This is a genomic window from Amycolatopsis lurida (assembly GCF_900105055.1).
In the GTDB taxonomy this organism is placed as follows: Bacteria; Actinomycetota; Actinomycetes; order Mycobacteriales; family Pseudonocardiaceae; genus Amycolatopsis; species Amycolatopsis lurida.
On the sequence record NZ_FNTA01000004.1, the window covers coordinates 6435782 to 6451157 of the forward strand.

15 protein-coding genes are annotated in these 15376 nt (G+C 69.7%); 10 read left to right on the forward strand and 5 right to left on the reverse strand.

What is annotated here, in order from left to right:
• Nucleotides 1-46: 46 nt before the first annotated feature.
• The 4 genes from BLW75_RS35515 (at nucleotide 47) to BLW75_RS35530 (ending at nucleotide 3517) form a co-directional block, all read left to right on the forward strand.
• Entirely contained in the window at nucleotides 47-700 is a 654-nt protein-coding gene (locus BLW75_RS35515; RefSeq protein ID WP_034320308.1) for a helix-turn-helix transcriptional regulator, read from the forward strand.
• Nucleotides 700-2349, forward strand: coding sequence for a right-handed parallel beta-helix repeat-containing protein (locus tag BLW75_RS35520; RefSeq protein ID WP_034320311.1), 1650 nt, complete (start codon nucleotides 700-702; stop codon nucleotides 2347-2349). The genes BLW75_RS35515 and BLW75_RS35520 overlap by 1 nt, the downstream gene beginning before the upstream one ends.
• 9 nt (nucleotides 2350-2358) lie before the next feature.
• Nucleotides 2359-3021 carry a winged helix-turn-helix domain-containing protein gene (locus BLW75_RS35525; protein WP_034320314.1) on the forward strand — a complete coding sequence of 221 codons (663 nt, stop codon included), beginning with the start codon at nucleotides 2359-2361 and terminating at the stop codon, nucleotides 3019-3021.
• Between the two features lie 103 nt (nucleotides 3022-3124).
• Nucleotides 3125-3517 (forward strand): hypothetical protein, encoded by a 393-nt coding sequence (locus BLW75_RS35530; RefSeq protein WP_034320317.1) that lies wholly within the window; start codon nucleotides 3125-3127, stop codon nucleotides 3515-3517.
• Nucleotides 3518-3596: 79 nt separating this feature from the next.
• On the opposite strand, the gene BLW75_RS35535 is transcribed toward BLW75_RS35530, so the two are convergent.
• The gene (locus BLW75_RS35535) at nucleotides 3597-4298 is read right to left on the reverse strand and encodes an IclR family transcriptional regulator (protein ID WP_007031477.1); all 702 of its coding nucleotides are present in this window, start codon (nucleotides 4296-4298) and stop codon (nucleotides 3597-3599) included.
• Between the two features lie 79 nt (nucleotides 4299-4377).
• On the opposite strand from BLW75_RS35535, the gene leuC reads away from it, so the two are divergent.
• The 3 genes from leuC to BLW75_RS35550 all read left to right on the forward strand — a co-directional run bounded on the left by leuC (nucleotide 4378) and on the right by BLW75_RS35550 (nucleotide 7349).
• A complete protein-coding gene (gene leuC, locus BLW75_RS35540; RefSeq protein WP_034320324.1) occupies nucleotides 4378-5796 on the forward strand; it encodes a 3-isopropylmalate dehydratase large subunit in 1419 nt (472 codons plus the stop codon).
• Nucleotides 5797-5827: 31 nt separating this feature from the next.
• Complete coding sequence (gene leuD, locus BLW75_RS35545) at nucleotides 5828-6430, forward strand: 3-isopropylmalate dehydratase small subunit (RefSeq protein WP_034320327.1); 603 nt, start codon at nucleotides 5828-5830, stop codon at nucleotides 6428-6430.
• Between the two features lie 253 nt (nucleotides 6431-6683).
• A complete protein-coding gene (locus BLW75_RS35550) occupies nucleotides 6684-7349 on the forward strand; it encodes an HU family DNA-binding protein (protein ID WP_034320330.1) in 666 nt (221 codons plus the stop codon).
• Between the two features lie 548 nt (nucleotides 7350-7897).
• Here BLW75_RS35550 and BLW75_RS35555 read toward each other — a convergent pair.
• The 3 genes from BLW75_RS35555 to cofC are packed head-to-tail and all read right to left on the reverse strand — an operon-like array spanning nucleotide 7898 to nucleotide 11821.
• Nucleotides 7898-8833: an NUDIX hydrolase gene (locus BLW75_RS35555; RefSeq protein WP_034320333.1), complete on the reverse strand. Its 936-nt coding sequence runs from the start codon at nucleotides 8831-8833 to the stop codon at nucleotides 7898-7900.
• Nucleotides 8830-11133 carry an RNA degradosome polyphosphate kinase gene (locus BLW75_RS35560; RefSeq protein ID WP_198935815.1) on the reverse strand — a complete coding sequence of 768 codons (2304 nt, stop codon included), beginning with the start codon at nucleotides 11131-11133 and terminating at the stop codon, nucleotides 8830-8832. Before BLW75_RS35560 ends, BLW75_RS35555 begins: the two co-directional genes overlap by 4 nt.
• 58 nt (nucleotides 11134-11191) lie before the next feature.
• Nucleotides 11192-11821, reverse strand: a complete 630-nt coding sequence (cofC, locus tag BLW75_RS35565) for a 2-phospho-L-lactate guanylyltransferase (protein ID WP_034320336.1) — start codon at nucleotides 11819-11821, stop codon at nucleotides 11192-11194.
• A 63-nt stretch (nucleotides 11822-11884) separates the two neighbouring features.
• Between cofC and BLW75_RS35570 the strand changes: the two genes are divergently transcribed.
• The 3 genes from BLW75_RS35570 (at nucleotide 11885) to BLW75_RS35580 (ending at nucleotide 14313) form a co-directional block, all read left to right on the forward strand.
• The gene (locus BLW75_RS35570) at nucleotides 11885-12628 is read left to right on the forward strand and encodes a lysophospholipid acyltransferase family protein (RefSeq protein ID WP_034320339.1); all 744 of its coding nucleotides are present in this window, start codon (nucleotides 11885-11887) and stop codon (nucleotides 12626-12628) included.
• Nucleotides 12628-13641 carry an NAD(P)H-dependent glycerol-3-phosphate dehydrogenase gene (locus BLW75_RS35575; RefSeq protein ID WP_198935816.1) on the forward strand — a complete coding sequence of 338 codons (1014 nt, stop codon included), beginning with the start codon at nucleotides 12628-12630 and terminating at the stop codon, nucleotides 13639-13641. Before BLW75_RS35570 ends, BLW75_RS35575 begins: the two co-directional genes overlap by 1 nt.
• 192 nt (nucleotides 13642-13833) lie before the next feature.
• On the forward strand, nucleotides 13834-14313 hold the full coding sequence (locus tag BLW75_RS35580) for a cysteine dioxygenase (RefSeq protein WP_034320344.1): 480 nt from the start codon (nucleotides 13834-13836) through the stop codon (nucleotides 14311-14313).
• Nucleotides 14314-14344: 31 nt separating this feature from the next.
• Here BLW75_RS35580 and BLW75_RS35585 read toward each other — a convergent pair whose 3' ends face one another.
• Complete coding sequence (locus BLW75_RS35585) at nucleotides 14345-15358, reverse strand: asparaginase (RefSeq protein WP_034320347.1); 1014 nt, start codon at nucleotides 15356-15358, stop codon at nucleotides 14345-14347.
• Nucleotides 15359-15376: the final 18 nt, after the last annotated feature.

The window sequence follows — 15376 nt, forward strand, 5'->3', positions numbered from 1 at the left end:
GACGTCGTCGGCGGCACCGCGCCGGGGGAAGAGGGAGGTACCTGCGATGACCGTGCAGACCGGCCAGCTCAGCCTGGTCACGGGAACGGGCCAGGGCGGCGACCGGGCGGGGCTCGGCGAGCTTCTCGCGGAAGCGACCGGCGAAGTGCTCGTCATGAGCACGGGAACGGACACCGCGTTCCAGCGGATCGCGCTCGGAGGCGTGCGCCCCGGCGTGCGGCACAAGGTGCTCTTCCCCGACTCCGCGCGGATGTCCGGTGCGCTCAACCGCATGTCGCGGGCGGGCGCCGAGGTGCGGACCGACGCCGAAGTGCCGATGGACGCGCTGGTGATCGACCGGACCTCGGTCGTCCTCCCGGCGGAAGGCAGGCAGGCCGGTTCCGCCGTGTTCCGGCTGCCCGGCGTGGTCACCGCGACGGTCGGGCTGTTCGAGCGGATCTGGCAGGCCTCCGCCCCGCTCGTCCCGCTGGATCTCCCGGACACCGGGAACGCCTCGATCCTGACCTGCCGCGAACAGGAGCTGCTGACGCTGCTGTTCTCCGGCACCACCGACGAATCCGCCGCCGCGCGTCTCGGTGTCTCCGTGCGCACGGTGCGCCGGATGGTCGCCGACATCATGAACCGGCTCGGCGCCCGCAGCCGGTTCCAGGCGGGCGCCAAGGCCGTCGACCGCGGCTGGCTGATGGCGAAGGCGGGCTGATGACGACTTCGACTTCCGGCCGTGTCCTCCTGGTGGCCCAGCGGCCAGGCGCGTACCCGACCATCGGCGACGCTCTGGCGGAAGCGTCCGACGGCGCCGTCATCACCATCGCGGGCGGTGAATACGCGGAGACCGTCGAACTGACCGGCCTCCGGGTGACGCTGGCCGCGGCGGACGGGGCCACCGTCGTCATCGACGGCCGAGGAGCGGACCGGCCCGTTTTCCGCGGCATCGGCGGGGCGCTCGTCCTCGAAGGGATCGAAGTCCTGGCGGGTGACGCGTCCGCGATCCAGGCCGACGACACGGAACTCGCGATCCGGAACTGCACCGTCTCCGGCGGACGCGGCCCGGCGATCGCGATCCGCGGCACGACGGCGTTCACCGTGAGCGGTTGCGTGATCTCGGGAGCGGAACAGGGGATCGTCGTCGACGGTTCGCCAGGGCGGATCGAGGACACCACCGTCGAAGACGTGACGGGGGACGGCATCACCCTCGGGCAGGGCGCCGATCCGGTCGTGCTCCGCTGCACGGTCACCGGTTGCGGGCTGAGGGGGATCTACGTCTACCAGTACGCCCGGCCGGTCGTCGAAGGCTGCACCGTTTCGCACACCGGGCACGAAGGCATCGCCGTCGCGCACCACGGGGTGCCGGTCCTCAAGCGGTGCACGGTCACCGACACCCGGGGCCCGGGGATCTCGTTCGCTTCCGGGTGCGGCGGCGAGATCTCCGGATGCCGGGTCTCGAACACCGCGGAACCGGGGATCGCGATCGCCGAAGGGGCGACGCCGACGATCGGTGAGGTCGCGGACCCCGGCGCCGTGGGGGACAACGCGTTGGACGAGATGCTCGCCGAACTCGACGCGATGATCGGCCTTCCCGGGGTCAAGGAAGAGGTCCGCTCGCTGGTCGACGAGTTGCAGGTCAACGAATGGCGCCGCCGGGCCGGGCTGCCCGTCGGCGCGGCCGGGCACCATCTGATCTTCGCGGGCGCGCCCGGCACCGGGAAGACCACGGTCGCGCGGATCTACGGCAAACTCTTGAAGGCGCTGGGAGTCCTGCCGGTCGGCCAGTTCCGGGAGGTGTCGCGCCGGGATCTCGTCGGGCAGTACATCGGGCACACCGCGGAGAAGACCGCGACGGTGTTCGAGGAGGCCAAGGGCGGCGTCCTGTTCATCGACGAGGCGTACACGCTGACGCGGCTCGCCGGCTCCGGCGGCGATTTCGGCCAGGAGGCGATCGACACCCTGGTGCCGTTGATGGAGGAACATCGCGACGAAGTGGCCGTGATCGTGGCCGGGTACACCGGTGAGATGGTCGATTTCCTCGCCGCCAACCCCGGTCTCGCGTCGCGCTTCGGCAAGACGATCGAGTTCGAGAACTACAGCCCGGCCGAACTGCTCGCCATCTTCGGGCGGATGGCGTCGGCAGGCGACTACGAAGTCGATCCCGCCGCCGGTCCGGTGCTCACCAGCCACTTCCAGCGTGTCTCCGGCGACGTCAACTTCGGCAACGCGCGGGACGCGCGCCTGCTGTTCGAGAAGGCGCGCACGGCTCAGTCACAACGCTTGCGGCTGCTGGGCCGGATGCCCGCGATCGAAGAACTGCGCGGGCTGCACGTGGCCGACGTGGAGGCGGCCATCGCACGATAACGTTCCAGTGTGCGGGTGCTGGTGACCGAGGACGACGAAAACTTGCGGGTGGCGCTGGAATTCGCGCTGCGCGGGGACGGGTTCGCGGTGGACACCGCCGCCGACCTCCCCGGCGCGGACGAGGCGCTGACGGTGAACGCCTACGACTGCGCGGTGTTCGACCGGATGCTGCCTTCGGGCGACGCGCTGGCCTATGTGCGCCACCGGCGCAGCGCCGGATGGCCGATGCCCGTGCTGTTCCTGACCGCGCGCGACAGCGTCGCCGACCGGATCGACGGCCTGCGCGTCGGCGGCGGTGACTACCTGGTCAAACCCTTCGCGATGCCGGAACTGATCGCGCGGGTGCGCAGCCTGTGCCGCCGCGACATGGCCGGGCAGGCGGTGGTCCTGCGGTGCGCCGACGTCGAACTCGACACCGGCAGGCATCAGATCTCCCGGGCGGGTGTACTGCTCACCGTGACGCGCAAGGAGTATCTCGTCATGGAGCGGCTGATGGCCGCGACCGGGCGGCCGGTCTCGCGGCGGGAACTGATCCGGTACGCGTGGGACGAGATGGCGGATCCGGCGTCGAACGTGCTGGACGTCGTGATCGCGCGGCTGCGGCGGAAGCTCAAGGACCCGCCGCTGATCCACACCGTGCGGGGGTCGGGTTACCGGATGGCGCCGCTCTAGGCCTGGCTCGGACCGCCCCGGAAAGAGACCGTCGACACTCCATCCGTCCCGGATGTGCCATGCTCGACAGCGCACGAGGCGGCGAAACCGAGAGGTGACGAGGGTGTCCATCTGGGCAGGCGTGATCAATTTCGTCCGGGCGCGGTACGAGGTGCTCGAAGAGCGGGGAGACTGGCTCCGGTTCCGGGTCGACACCGGCGACGGCCGCGGGCAGCAGGTCTCCTTGCACCACCTGCCCGACCACGACGGCGCGGAGTGGGTGGAGATCTCGTCCCCGGTCGGCTGGGCCGACAAGATCGATCTGCGGCGCCTGCTCGAACTGGCCGGCGGCGATTCGGTCGGCGGCGCGGCGGTGGTGGACGGTGTCGCGCTGCTCAAGCACACGATCCCGCTGGTCGACTTGAACCTGGTCAACGAGTTCGAGCACCCGCTGAAGGCTCTCGTCACGCGTGCCGACACCTTCGAACACGAGCTCACCAAGGCCGACGAGTTCTGATAGGACCCTTCGGAAGTACGTGAAGGCCCCCTTCGCTGCGCTAGACGCAGTGAAGGGGGCCTTCACTCGTTTCGAGGGCTCAGAGACGCTCTTGAAGCGCGTCCGCGGCGGCGAGGAGGTCCGCGGCCCAGCGCGCCCCTGGTTTACGCCCTATGCGTTCGATGGGCCCGGAAACCGACACCGCGGCGACGACGGTGCCCGTCGAATCCCGGACGGGCGCCGAGACACTCGCCACACCGGGTTCCCGCTCCGCCACGCTCTGGGCCCAGCCGCGGCGGCGGACTTCGAGCAGGGTGCGCTCCCCGTACACGGCCTCGGTGAGGATCGTGCGCTGGGTGTGCGGATCCGACCACGCGGCGAGCACCTTCGCGCCGGAGCCCGCGGTCATCGGCAGCCGTGAACCGATCGGCACCGTGTCACGGAGCCCGCTCGGCGGCTCCGCGGTCGAAACACACACGCGCTGGACGCCGTCGCGTCGGTACAGCTGCACGCTTTCGCCGGTGATGTCGCGCAATTTCGGCAGCACCGAACTCGCCGCGTCGAGCAGCGGGTCGGTCGAACCGCCCGCCAGCTCCGCGAGCGCGGTACCCGGGCGCCAGCGCCCGTCGGGGCCGCGGCGCAACAGGCGATGCACTTCGAGGCCGACCGCGAGCCGATGCGCCGTCGCGCGCGGCAAACCGGTCCGCGTGCACAGTTCCGCCAGGCCACAAGGATCTTCGGCCACGGCCTGAAGCACGGCCACGGCCTTGTCGAGTACTCCGATACCGCTATGCTGTCCCACAAGCCGATACTATCTTCCCGAAGTTTGAGATGTCCAGATGGTGGGAAGTACCGATTTCACCGCATGTGAGGAGCCGGAAATGCCCCGGACACTGGCCGAGAAAGTGTGGGAGTCGCACCTGGTGCGGCGCGGCGAGGGGGCCGAGCCCGATCTGCTCTACATCGATCTCCACCTGCTGCACGAGGTCACCAGCCCCCAGGCGTTCGACGGACTCCGCCTGGCCGGCCGGAAACTGCGCCGCCCCGACCTCACCATCGCGACCGAGGACCACAACGTCCCGACGATCGACATCGAGCTGCCCATCGCGGATCCCGTGTCCCGCACCCAGGTCGACACCCTTCGCGCCAACTGCAAGGAGTTCGGCGTCCGGCTGCACCCGATGGGCGACGCCGAGCAGGGCATCGTGCACGTCATCGGCCCGCAGCTGGGCCTGACGCAGCCGGGGATGACCGTGGTGTGCGGCGACAGTCACACCTCGACGCACGGGGCCTTCGGCGCGATGGCGTTCGGCATCGGTACCTCCGAGGTCGAACATGTGATGGCCACCCAGACCCTGCCGCTCCGTCCATTCAAGACGATGGCGATCACGGTCGATGGCGCCCTGCGCCCCGGCGTCACGGCGAAGGACGTCATCCTCGCGGTGATCGCGAAGATCGGCACCGGCGGCGGGCAGGGCTACGTCCTCGAGTACCGCGGTGAGGCCATCGAAAAGCTGTCGATGGAAGCCCGGATGACGGTGTGCAACATGTCCATCGAAGCGGGCGCGCGCGCCGGGCTCATCGCGCCGGACGAGACGACGTTCGCGTATCTGAAGGGCCGCCCGCACGCTCCGCAGGGCGCCGACTGGGACGCCGCCGTCGAAAATTGGCGCGAACTCCGCACCGACGACGACGCCGTCTTCGACGCCGAGGTGCGCCTGAACGCCGACGAGCTCACGCCTTTCGTGACCTGGGGCACGAACCCGGGCCAGGGGCTCCCGCTGGGCGCCGAGGTGCCCGACCCGGAGCGGATCGGCGACGAGAACGAGCGCATCGCCGCTGAGAAGGCCCTGTCCTATATGGACCTGAAGCCGGGCACGCCGCTGCGTGAGATCGCGGTGGACACCGTCTTCCTCGGCTCGTGCACGAATGGCCGTATCGAGGATCTGAGGGCCGCCGCGGACGTCCTGCGCGGGCACAAGGTCGCCGACTCGGTCCGGATGCTCGTCGTCCCCGGCTCGATGCGCGTCCGCCAGGCGGCGGAAGCCGAAGGGCTGGACCGGGTCTTCACCGAAGCGGGCGCGGAATGGCGTCAGGCCGGCTGCTCGATGTGCCTCGGCATGAACCCGGATCAGCTCAAGCCGGGCGAGCGGAGCGCGTCGACCTCGAACCGCAACTTCGAAGGCAGGCAGGGCAAGGGCGGCCGCACGCACCTGGTCTCACCGCTCGTCGCGGCCGCCACGGCCGTGCGGGGCACGCTGTCCAGCCCCGAAGACCTGCAGCCCGCCGTCGCTCGCTGACATCGCTGACATCCGCGAAGGAGTTCCCAACATGGACGCGTTCACCCACCACACCGGCGTCGGGGTCCCGCTGCGCAGGTCCAACGTGGACACTGACCAGATCATCCCGGCGGTCTACCTCAAGCGCGTGAGCCGCACCGGCTTCGAGGACGGGCTCTTCGCCGCCTGGCGTTCCGACGAGTCGTTCATCCTCAACCAAGAGCCCTTCAAGAGCGGGTCGGTCCTGGTCGCGGGCCCGGACTTCGGCACCGGTTCCTCCCGTGAGCACGCCGTGTGGGCCTTGATGGACTACGGATTCCGGGTCGTGATCTCCTCCCGGTTCGCGGACATCTTCCGCGGCAACTCGGGCAAGCAGGGCCTCGTCGCCGCTCAGGTCGAGCAGGCGGACGTCGAACTGCTGTGGAAGCTGCTCGAAAACGAGCCCGGGACGGAGGTCACGGTGGACCTCGAGTCGAAGACGGTACGAGCCAAGGACTTCACCGCGCCCTTCCAGATCGACGACTACACCCGCTGGCGGCTCCTCGAAGGGCTCGACGACATCGCCCTGACACTCCGCCACGCGGAGGAGATCGACACTTTCGAGACCCGGCGCCCCTCCTGGAAGCCGGTGACCCTCCCGGCGGCCTCCTCCTAAGGCCGGTCGAAGGGGGCGGATTCCCTTGCTGAGCAGGGAATCCGCACCCTGGCCGGGGTCCTCCACGACCGCCCCGAAACCACACCGAACGGCACCTCGAGAGGCCCTGAAGGGGTCCCTCGGGAGGCGGAACAGCCCCCGAGACAAGGGAAATTTCCGCGCGTCGTTTGGAATTTGTGCTGCATTGGTAATACCGTGTGCGCTAAGTCGGCCGACGGGGCCGTGTACAAGTAGTTCTTCTTGGAGGACTGGAATGGCCAACAAGGCCCAGCTGATCGAGGCGCTGTCGGAGCGCCTGGGCGACAAGAAGGTCGCGTCGGAGGCCGTCGATGGCCTTGTCGACATCATCATCCGGACGGTCAACAAGGGCGAGAAGGTGAACATCACCGGCTTCGGTGTGTTCGAGAAGCGCGCCCGCGCCGCCCGCACCGCGCGGAACCCGCGCACCGGTGAGACCGTTCGCGTCAAGAAGACCAACGTGCCCGCGTTCCGCGCCGGCACGACCTTCAAGGACGTCATCAGTGGTTCGAAGAAGCTGCCGAAGGCCACCGCTGTGAAGCGCGCGACCACCGGCACCGCCACTCGCGCCACCACCACCCGCGCGACGACGACCCGGACGGCCGCCAGCCGCCCGGCCGCGACGCGTTCCACCACCACGCGGACCCGCGCCGCCGCCACGACGACGCGTGCCGCCGCGAAGCCGGCCGCCAAGGCGACCGCGACCAAGGCAGCGGCCAAGACGACCGCCACCAAGGCCGCGCCGAAGACCGCTGCCAAGGCCACGACTCGCGCCACCACGGCCAAGAAGGCGACCGCCACCAAGGCCGCCGCGAAGCCGGCCGCCAAGGCGACCGCTGCCAAGGCTCCCGCGAAGAAGGCTCCGGCCAAGCGGACTTCGGCTGCCGCGAAGAAGAAGTAAGCTCCCTCTTCAGGAGAGAGCCAACGGCAGGGCCCCGCGCACGGCGCGGGGCCCTGCCGCATTTTCAGGACACCAAGGAAGCCCCTGTCTTGCCCTGACACGCTCGCGTGCGGTCTCCGGGGATCTTGGGAGTCGCTACGGATCCGCGGCCGCCCAGTGGTGTATGTGACGCGATTCTCCTGCCGGTGGGCGAAGTTCCGGAAAAGAATCCGCTTCGGCTGGGATTTCCCTGTCACTCCGATGGATGCGCCTTCCCGGTGGGTGGCTCCACAGTGGAGCGATGAGTGCGGGTCCGCATCGACACAGCCGGAGTAGGCGCGTCACCCACGTGGGGGAGCGGCGCTTCGGATTTCCTTGAGCGGCTAAGCCTGACGTGAGGGGGGGTCGCGAAAGCCACTTTCGCAACCGTGAAGGGGCGCCGGGTCCGTGTGCGCGCCGTGGCGCGCGGGCGGATACGCCCAGCCAGTCCTCAAACGGCCCTGTAGCGCGTGAAGGCCCCCTTCCCTCGGCTCAGCCGAGGGAAGGGGGCCTTCACGCGTGACAAAGCCTCAGGGATGCGCGGGAGCGGGTGTGGGCAAAGGCGACGCGAAATAGTCCGCGGCCACCAGCACCGGCCCGTCCTGATCGGTCGCGGGCCGGAACGACAGCACCCAGAACGAACCCTTCTTCGACGGCACCACACCGCCGCGCGCCGCGGTCAGGTCGACGCCGTCACGGTCGGCCAGCGCACTGACGACGTCCGGGATCACCCCGCCCTGGCTGGAGATCACCGGCGTGCCACCGTCACCGGCGATGGCCAGCAGCCGCGCGACACCGAGCACCGGGTCCGGCCAGTAGCCCTCTTCCGACAGCAGCGGCTCGTGCCGGATCTCGACCCCGAGGTCTTCGGCGAGCCCGTTCACCGTCTGGACACAGCGAAGGCGCGGCGCCGAGAGCACCCTGCCGGGCGCGTAGTGCCGCAGCAGCGAACGCAGCGCTTCGGCCTGGCGCTGGCCCGCGTCCGACAGCGGACGCAGGTCGTCGTCGCCGTTCCACTCGTCGCGTTTACCCGCTTTGGCGTGCCGCACCAGGATCACCGTGGTGAGTTCGGGCGGCAGCGCGGAGAACTCGCGCAGCACCCGGACGTCCTCGGGCCGCGTCAGCAGTTTTTCCGCCGCCTCCGCGTCGAGCCAGCGCAACTCGTCGACTTCCTCGTTCGGCGCGAAAGCACCGGAAACGGCGTGCGCGGAGAAGTAGTCGACGGTCTTCGGCGTGCCCGCCACGGTGTATTCGGTCCGGACCAGATAGCGGCCGAGCACCGCGTCGAATCCGGTCTCCTCTTCGATCTCCCGGACCGCCGCGCCCGCGATGGTCTCGCCCGGATCCAGCTTTCCCTTCGGCAGCGACCAATCGTCGTAGCGCGGCCGGTGGACCAGCGCGACCTCGATCCGGTCCCCGCCACGACGCCAGAGGACGGCTCCCGCCGCCCGGATGACCCCGCTCATCCCGCTGCCCCGTGCCGCTTCGCGAGCTCGACCTGGTGGTCGCGGACGTCGTCGCCGGAGGCGGGGGACGGGGCCCACTCGCCGGTCGAGTTCAGCACCCAGCACCGGGTCGAGGGGTGCAGCGCGGATTCGAAGATGTAGTCCAGCTGCGCCGTCAGCTTCGGATCCTTGACCCGCACCAGCGCCTCGATCCGGCGGTCCAGGTTGCGGTGCATCATGTCCGCACTGCCGATCCACCGCGTGCCGCCCGCGCGGAAGGTGAAGACGCGCGAGTGCTCCAGGAAGCGGCCGAGGATGGACCGCACGTGGATGTTCTCGCTCAGCCCCTCCACACCCGGCTTCAGCGAGCAGATCCCGCGCACCACGATGTCGACCGGCACTCCGGCCTGCGAGGCGTGGTACAGCGCGTCGATCACCTGCTCGTCGACGAGCGAGTTGCACTTGATCCGGATCCCGGCGGTCTGGCCGGCGCGGGCGAGTTCGATCTCCTCGCCGATCGCGCGCACGATGCCGCGGCGGATCCCGTGCGGCGAAGTGAGGATGTTGCGGTAGGTGTCCTGACGGGAGTACCCGGTCAGCACGTTGAACAGATCCGTCAGGTCCGCGCCGATCGTCGGGTCGGCGGTCAGGATGCCGAGGTCCTCGTACAGGCGCGCGGTCTTCGGGTTGTAGTTGCCGGTGCCGATGTGGCAGTAGCGGCGGATGGTCGAACCCTCCTGGCGCACCACCATCGACACCTTGCAGTGCGTCTTCAGCCCGACGAGCCCGTAGACCACGTGCACGCCCGCGCGTTCCAGCGTGCGGGCCCAGGTGATGTTGGCCTGTTCGTCGAACCGCGCCTTGATCTCGACCAGCGCGACGACCTGTTTGCCCGCCTCGGCGGCGTCGATCAGCGCGTCGACGATCGGGGAGTCGCCGGAGGTGCGGTACAGCGTCTGCTTGATCGCCAGCACCTTGTCGTCCGCGGCGGCCTGTTCGATGAACCGCTGGACGCTGGTGGAGAACGAGTCGTACGGGTGGTGCACGAGGACGTCGCCCTCGCGCAGCGTCGCGAACACCGACTTCGGCGTCTCGCGCTCACCGAACGCCGGATGCGTGGCGGGAACGAAAGGGCGGTCCTTGAGTTCCTTCCGGTCGACCCCGGACAACTGGTGCAGACAGGTGAGATCCAGCAGACCGGGGACCTCGACGACGTCGCGCGGGTCGACCTCCAGTTCGCGCAGCAGCAGTTCGAGCATGTGCTCGCTCATGTCCTGCGCCACTTCGAGCCGCACCGGCGGGCCGAACCGGCGCTGGGCCAGTTCGCGTTCCAGCGCCTGGAGAAGATCCTCGTCCCGGTCCTCTTCTACCTCGAAGTCCGCGTTGCGGGTGACCCGGAACGCGTGGTGCTCGGTGACCTCCATGCCGGTGAACAGCTCGCCGAGGTGGGCGGCGATCAGTTCCTCCAGCGGAAGGAACGTCGCGGTGCGGCTCTCCCGCGGCTGCTGCTCGATCCGCATCAGGCGCGGCACGTTGCTCGGTACCTTGACCCGCGCGAACCGCTCCGTGCCCGCTTCGGGGTCCCGGACGGTGATGGCCAGGTTGAGCGAAAGGCCGGAAATGTAGGGGAACGGGTGCGCGGGATCCACGGCCAGCGGTGTGAGCACCGGGAAGATCTGCTCGCTGAAGTAGTTGGAGAGCCGGAGCTGGTCGGCGCCGGTCAGGTCGTTCCAGCCGACGATGCGGATGTCCTCTTCCGCCAGCCGCGGCCGCAAGTGCAGTTCGAAGGCGTTCGTGTGCCGCTCGACCAGGTCCTGGTTGCGTTTGGCGATGTACGCCAGCTGCTCGCGCGGGGTGAGCCCGTCCGCGCTGCGGACCGGGAGCCCGGTCTCGTCGCGGCGTTTCAGCCCGGCGACCCGCACCATGTAGAACTCGTCCAAATTGGACGCGAAGATCGCCAGGAACTTGGCGCGTTCGAGCAGCGGCTGCGACTCGTCCTCGGCCAGCGCGAGCACGCGCGCGTTGAAGTCCTGCCATGACAGCTCGCGGTTGAAGTACCGGTCGTCGGGCAGGGTTTCGACGGCCGTGGGCGCTGACGTCACCGCGGGCGGCGCGGCGGGCAGCGCGCGGAACTCCTGCGCGGGACGGCTCGCCGAACCGCCGCGGGTCGCGCGGACGGCCGTGCGGGGCGCCGGGCTGCTGTTCTTTTTCGGCCTGGCGGGTTTCGCCGTGCCGCTGTCCGGTTCCGGTTTCGCGGCGGAGGTCTTCCGCCTCCTTGCCGAGTTCGGGGTGCCGCCGTCATTTGTGCTCACGGGCTTCATTGTTCACCACTCGGGGCGATTATGTGCGCCGCGCGCGGGTCGCCAGGGTGAACTCTCGTCACATCGCCACGCAGGGTGTTCCCAACAGCGTTGAAGTGCGCTTTCCGGCGCCCAGGGTGCGAACGTGAGCGAGATCATCCGCGGTGTCCACGTCGGCCCTGAGCGATTCCGCGGCGATCGTGAGCGGGGTCGCACCGGACGCGGTGTGCGCCCGCGCGGAACCGGCGCCGAACCGGGGCGCCAGCGCGCGGCCCGCCCCCGCGAGCAACAGGGTCGTGCCCGTTCCCTGCCGGTCCGCGACGAACGCCCGCTTTCCGGCGGCTTCGGCGAGGGCGGCGGTGAGGTCCTCGGTCCGCAGCGCGGGCAGGTCGGCCTGCAGCGCGCCGACGAGACCGGAGGGCGTGTCCCGGCGCAGCAGCTCTTCGCCGTGGCGCAGGGCCGCGTTCAATCCGCCACGCGACGGTTCGGTGACGATCTCGACGCCCAGCTCGGTGAGTTCCGCCACCGCCGCCGGGTCGGCGGCGACCACCAGCACCCGCCGGACCCCGTCCGCCGAGATCGCCGCGGACAGCGTGTCGTAGGCCAGCGCCAGCACCAGTTCGGCGTGCCGCTCGGGCACGACCGCGCCGCGAAGCCGCGACTTGCCCTCCGCCGGGCGTTTCATCGGCACGATCAGGTCCACATCCACATCCACATCTCACTTCTTACCCGACCCTCCCTGGACCGCGCTCGGATGCGCGCGGCAGGATCAGTGGCCTGGGACGACACGTGTGACTTCGAGGAGGACGAATTGGCCCGGCGTGAGAAGGGCGGCATCTGGGTGGGCATCGCCGCCGCACTGTTCTACCCGGCGACGGCCATCGGCAAGCGGGTCTACCGCAACGCCGAGCGGATCCCCCGCGAAGGCGGCGCGCTGCTCCTGCTCAACCACGTGTCCCACATGGACCCGGCGGTGGACGCGGTCTTCGTGCACCGCCAGAAGCGGGTGCCGCGGTTCCTCGGCAAGGAGAGCCTGACCAGGACACCGCTCTTCGGCAAGGTCTTCGTCGGCGCCGGCCAGATCCCGGTCTCGCGCGGTTCGGCCGCCGCCGGCGACAGCCTCAAGGCCGCCCACCAGGCGTTGCGGGACGGCAAGGTCGTCGTGATCTATCCGGAGGGGACGATCAGCAAGGATCCGGACGGCTGGCCGAAGAAGCCGTTCACCGGTGCCGCGCGGCTGGCGCTGGAGACCGACGTGCCGGTGATCCCGATCGCGCGCTGGGGCACGAACCACATCTTCAACGGCTACACGAAGAAGTTCACGCCCTTCCCGCGCAAGACGATCACGCACCTGGTCGGCGAGCCGCTGGATCTTTCCGCCTACAAGAACGGTTCGACCCGCAGCGCGTCCAAGCTGCGCGAGGTCACCGAGCTGATGATGACCGAGATCACCGCCCTGCTCGCGGAGATCCGCCAGGAGGAACCGCCCGCGAAGAAACCGGAGGACGACGCCTGATGGCCGAGGTCCAGCGGGTGACCGTGCTCGGCGCCGGATCGTGGGGGACGGCGTTCGCGAAGGTGCTCGGCGACGCCGGGCGGGACGTGACCATCTGGGCCCGGCGGCCCGAGGTCGCGGCCGACATCCGGGAACGGCATCGCAATTCGTCCTATTTGCCCGATATCGACCTGCCGGAGCGCATCACCGCGACGGCGGACCCGGCCGAGGCCCTCGACGGCGCGCAGGCCGTGGTGCTCGCGGTGCCGAGCCAGACGTTGCGGACCAATCTGTCGGAGTGGTCCGGTCTGCTGCCGTCCGACGCGATCCTGGTGAGCCTCGCGAAGGGTGTCGAGCTGGGCACGCTCAAGCGGATGAGCGAGGTGATCGCCGAGATCGCCCGCGTCGACGCCGGGCAGATCGTGGTCGTATCCGGGCCGAACCTGGCGAAGGAGATCGCACTGGGGCAGCCGGCGGCGGCGGTGCTGGCCTGCACCGACCACGACAACGCCAAAGCGATCCAGCAGGCGAGCTTCAACCAGTACTTCCGGCCGTACACCAACACCGACGTCGTCGGCTGCGAGCTGGGCGGGGCGTGCAAGAACGTCATCGCGCTCAGCTGCGGGATGGCGGCCGGGCTCGGGCTCGGCGCGAACACCGTGGCCACCCTGATCACCCGCGGGCTGGCCGAGATGGCCCGCCTCGGCGCGAAACTGGGCGCCGACCCGCTGACCTTCGCCGGGCTCGCCGGCGTCGGCGACCTGGTGGCGACCTGCTCGTCGCCGTTGTCGCGGAACCGGACCTTCGGCGAGCGGCTCGGCCGGGGCGAGACGCTGGAGCAGGCGCTCGCGGCCACCGGCGGTCAGGTCGCCGAGGGCGTCAAATCGTGCACGTCGATCCGGGAACTCGCGATGGGGCTCGGTGTCGACATGCCGATCACCGACGCGATGCACCGCGTGTGCCATGAAGGGGTCGACCCGCGGCGCGCGGGAGCCGAGCTGCTCGGACGTTCGCAGAAGCACGAGTGGTCCTGACCGGTCCACGGTATGGGATGGGTTGACCGCCGGGCTCCGTGCTGGTTCGCTGAGCGCATGTTCGCACGTGGGATGACTGTGTCGCGGGGCCTCTCCGGTCTTGGCGCCGTCTCGTGTGCGTCGTGTCGCTGTTGTCGGTGAACTCAGCCCCGGCCCAGCTCGACACCCACTTCCTTCTGCGAGGACCCCTTCATGTTCGCCGTCCCGGACAACACGCTCGTCATTCCCGAAAACCCCGCCCTGCGCCACCCGGTGCGCGTCGCGCTCGAATTCGCCGCGGACCGTGACCGCTGGCGGCACCTGCTGCGTTACGACCCCGAGGAGCGTTTCTCCGCGCTCGTCGACGCGGACGAACTGCAGGAGATCTGGCTCATGAGCTGGCTTCCCGGTCAGCGCACCGACCTGCACGACCACGAATTCGCCGCGGGCGCGTTCACCGTGGTCAGCGGGAAGCTGAGCGAGACCGTCGCCCGGCGCGCCGTCGACGGCCGGGCCGTGACCGAGCTGCACTCGCTGTCCGAAGGCCAGTCTCGCGTCTTCGGCCCCGGCTACGTCCACGAAGTGCGCAACGACGGCCCGGATCCCGCCGTCAGCGTGCACGTCTACCGGCACCGGCCCCGCGCGATGCGGCCGTATCACCTGGACCCCGTCTCGGGCCCGGTCCGGGACTGACACCTCCCGCATTCAGAGGACGAAACGCGGCCTAGGCGAGGTCGCCCCGGAGCCGGAATTCGGCCTCGACGCGGTCTCGCGAAGCGCCGGTGGCGAGCAGGGTGTGCAGCAGGAGCCGGGATTTGCGCGGGTCCAGCCAGCCCGCCATCGTCGCGCCCATCGCGATCAGATCCGATTCGGACCCGCGGAAGCCGTAGGTGCCGCGGAACGTCGGCCCGGCGCCGGTGCGGCCGGCGACCACGATCGGCACCTCCGGCAGGACCCGCTCGATCACTTCGGCGGACCCCGCCGAAACGTGCCCGGCGCCGTTCGCGGCGAGCACCACACCCTTCACCCCGGCCTTGACCAGCGTTTCCAGGAGCTCGCCGGTGTCCTCGACACCGCTCTCGACGATCGGCACCAGCCCGGAGAAGTCCGCGTTCGCCAAGGGCAACGCCGCCGGGCGGGCGGCGGCCGGGTGGAAGTAGTGCACCAAGCCTTCGCTGAGCAGCGCGAGCGGTCCGGCGGGATTCGACGAGAACGCCTCGACATGGCTCGAATGCGTTTTGCGCACCCAGCGCGCGGCGTGGACGTCGTCGTTGAACGCGACCAGCGAGCCGCGGCCCCGGCTGCGGGGATCGGCGGCGACGGTCAGCGCGGCCAGCAGGTTTCCCGCACCGTCGGGGCTGGGCAGGCTGGGATTGCGCATCGCGCCGGTGATCACGATCGGCGCCTCGGAAGCCCACGTCAATTCGAAGAAGTACGCGGTCTCTTCGAGCGTGTCCGTGCCTTGGACCACGACGACACCTTCAGCGCCTTCGTCGACTGCCCTGGCCGCCCAATCCCGTGTCCTGATCAGGGTCGCGAAATCCATCGAGGCGCTGGAAATCCCCGCGAGCGTCTCCGCGCGGACGTCCATCTCGAGGTTCTCGCCCAGGTCGCCGAGCAGGTCGGCGGCGGTGAGCCGGGGGACGGCGTGGTCTTCACCGTCGCCGGGGACCATCGAGATGGTGCCGCCCAAGGCGGCGACGGCGACAAGGGGCCGTTTCTCAGGAGAGACGCTCATGAGGACATTCTTCCAAAG

Bases quoted from the DNA above. Each gene is read 5' to 3' on its own strand.
- BLW75_RS35515 (WP_034320308.1), top strand. From the start codon at position 47: ATGACCGTGCAGACCGGCCAGCTCAGCCTGGTCACGGGAACGGGCCAG.
- BLW75_RS35520 (WP_034320311.1), top strand. From the start codon at position 700: ATGACGACTTCGACTTCCGGCCGTGTCCTCCTGGTGGCCCAGCGGCCA.
- leuC (WP_034320324.1), top strand. From the start codon at position 4,378: ATGCCCCGGACACTGGCCGAGAAAGTGTGGGAGTCGCACCTGGTGCGG.
- leuD (WP_034320327.1), top strand. From the start codon at position 5,828: ATGGACGCGTTCACCCACCACACCGGCGTCGGGGTCCCGCTGCGCAGG.
- BLW75_RS35550 (WP_034320330.1), top strand. From the start codon at position 6,684: ATGGCCAACAAGGCCCAGCTGATCGAGGCGCTGTCGGAGCGCCTGGGC.
- BLW75_RS35555 (WP_034320333.1), bottom strand. From the start codon at position 8,833: ATGAGCGGGGTCATCCGGGCGGCGGGAGCCGTCCTCTGGCGTCGTGGC.
- BLW75_RS35560 (WP_198935815.1), bottom strand. From the start codon at position 11,133: ATGAAGCCCGTGAGCACAAATGACGGCGGCACCCCGAACTCGGCAAGG.
- BLW75_RS35575 (WP_198935816.1), top strand. From the start codon at position 12,628: ATGGCCGAGGTCCAGCGGGTGACCGTGCTCGGCGCCGGATCGTGGGGG.
- BLW75_RS35580 (WP_034320344.1), top strand. From the start codon at position 13,834: ATGTTCGCCGTCCCGGACAACACGCTCGTCATTCCCGAAAACCCCGCC.
- BLW75_RS35585 (WP_034320347.1), bottom strand. From the start codon at position 15,358: ATGAGCGTCTCTCCTGAGAAACGGCCCCTTGTCGCCGTCGCCGCCTTG.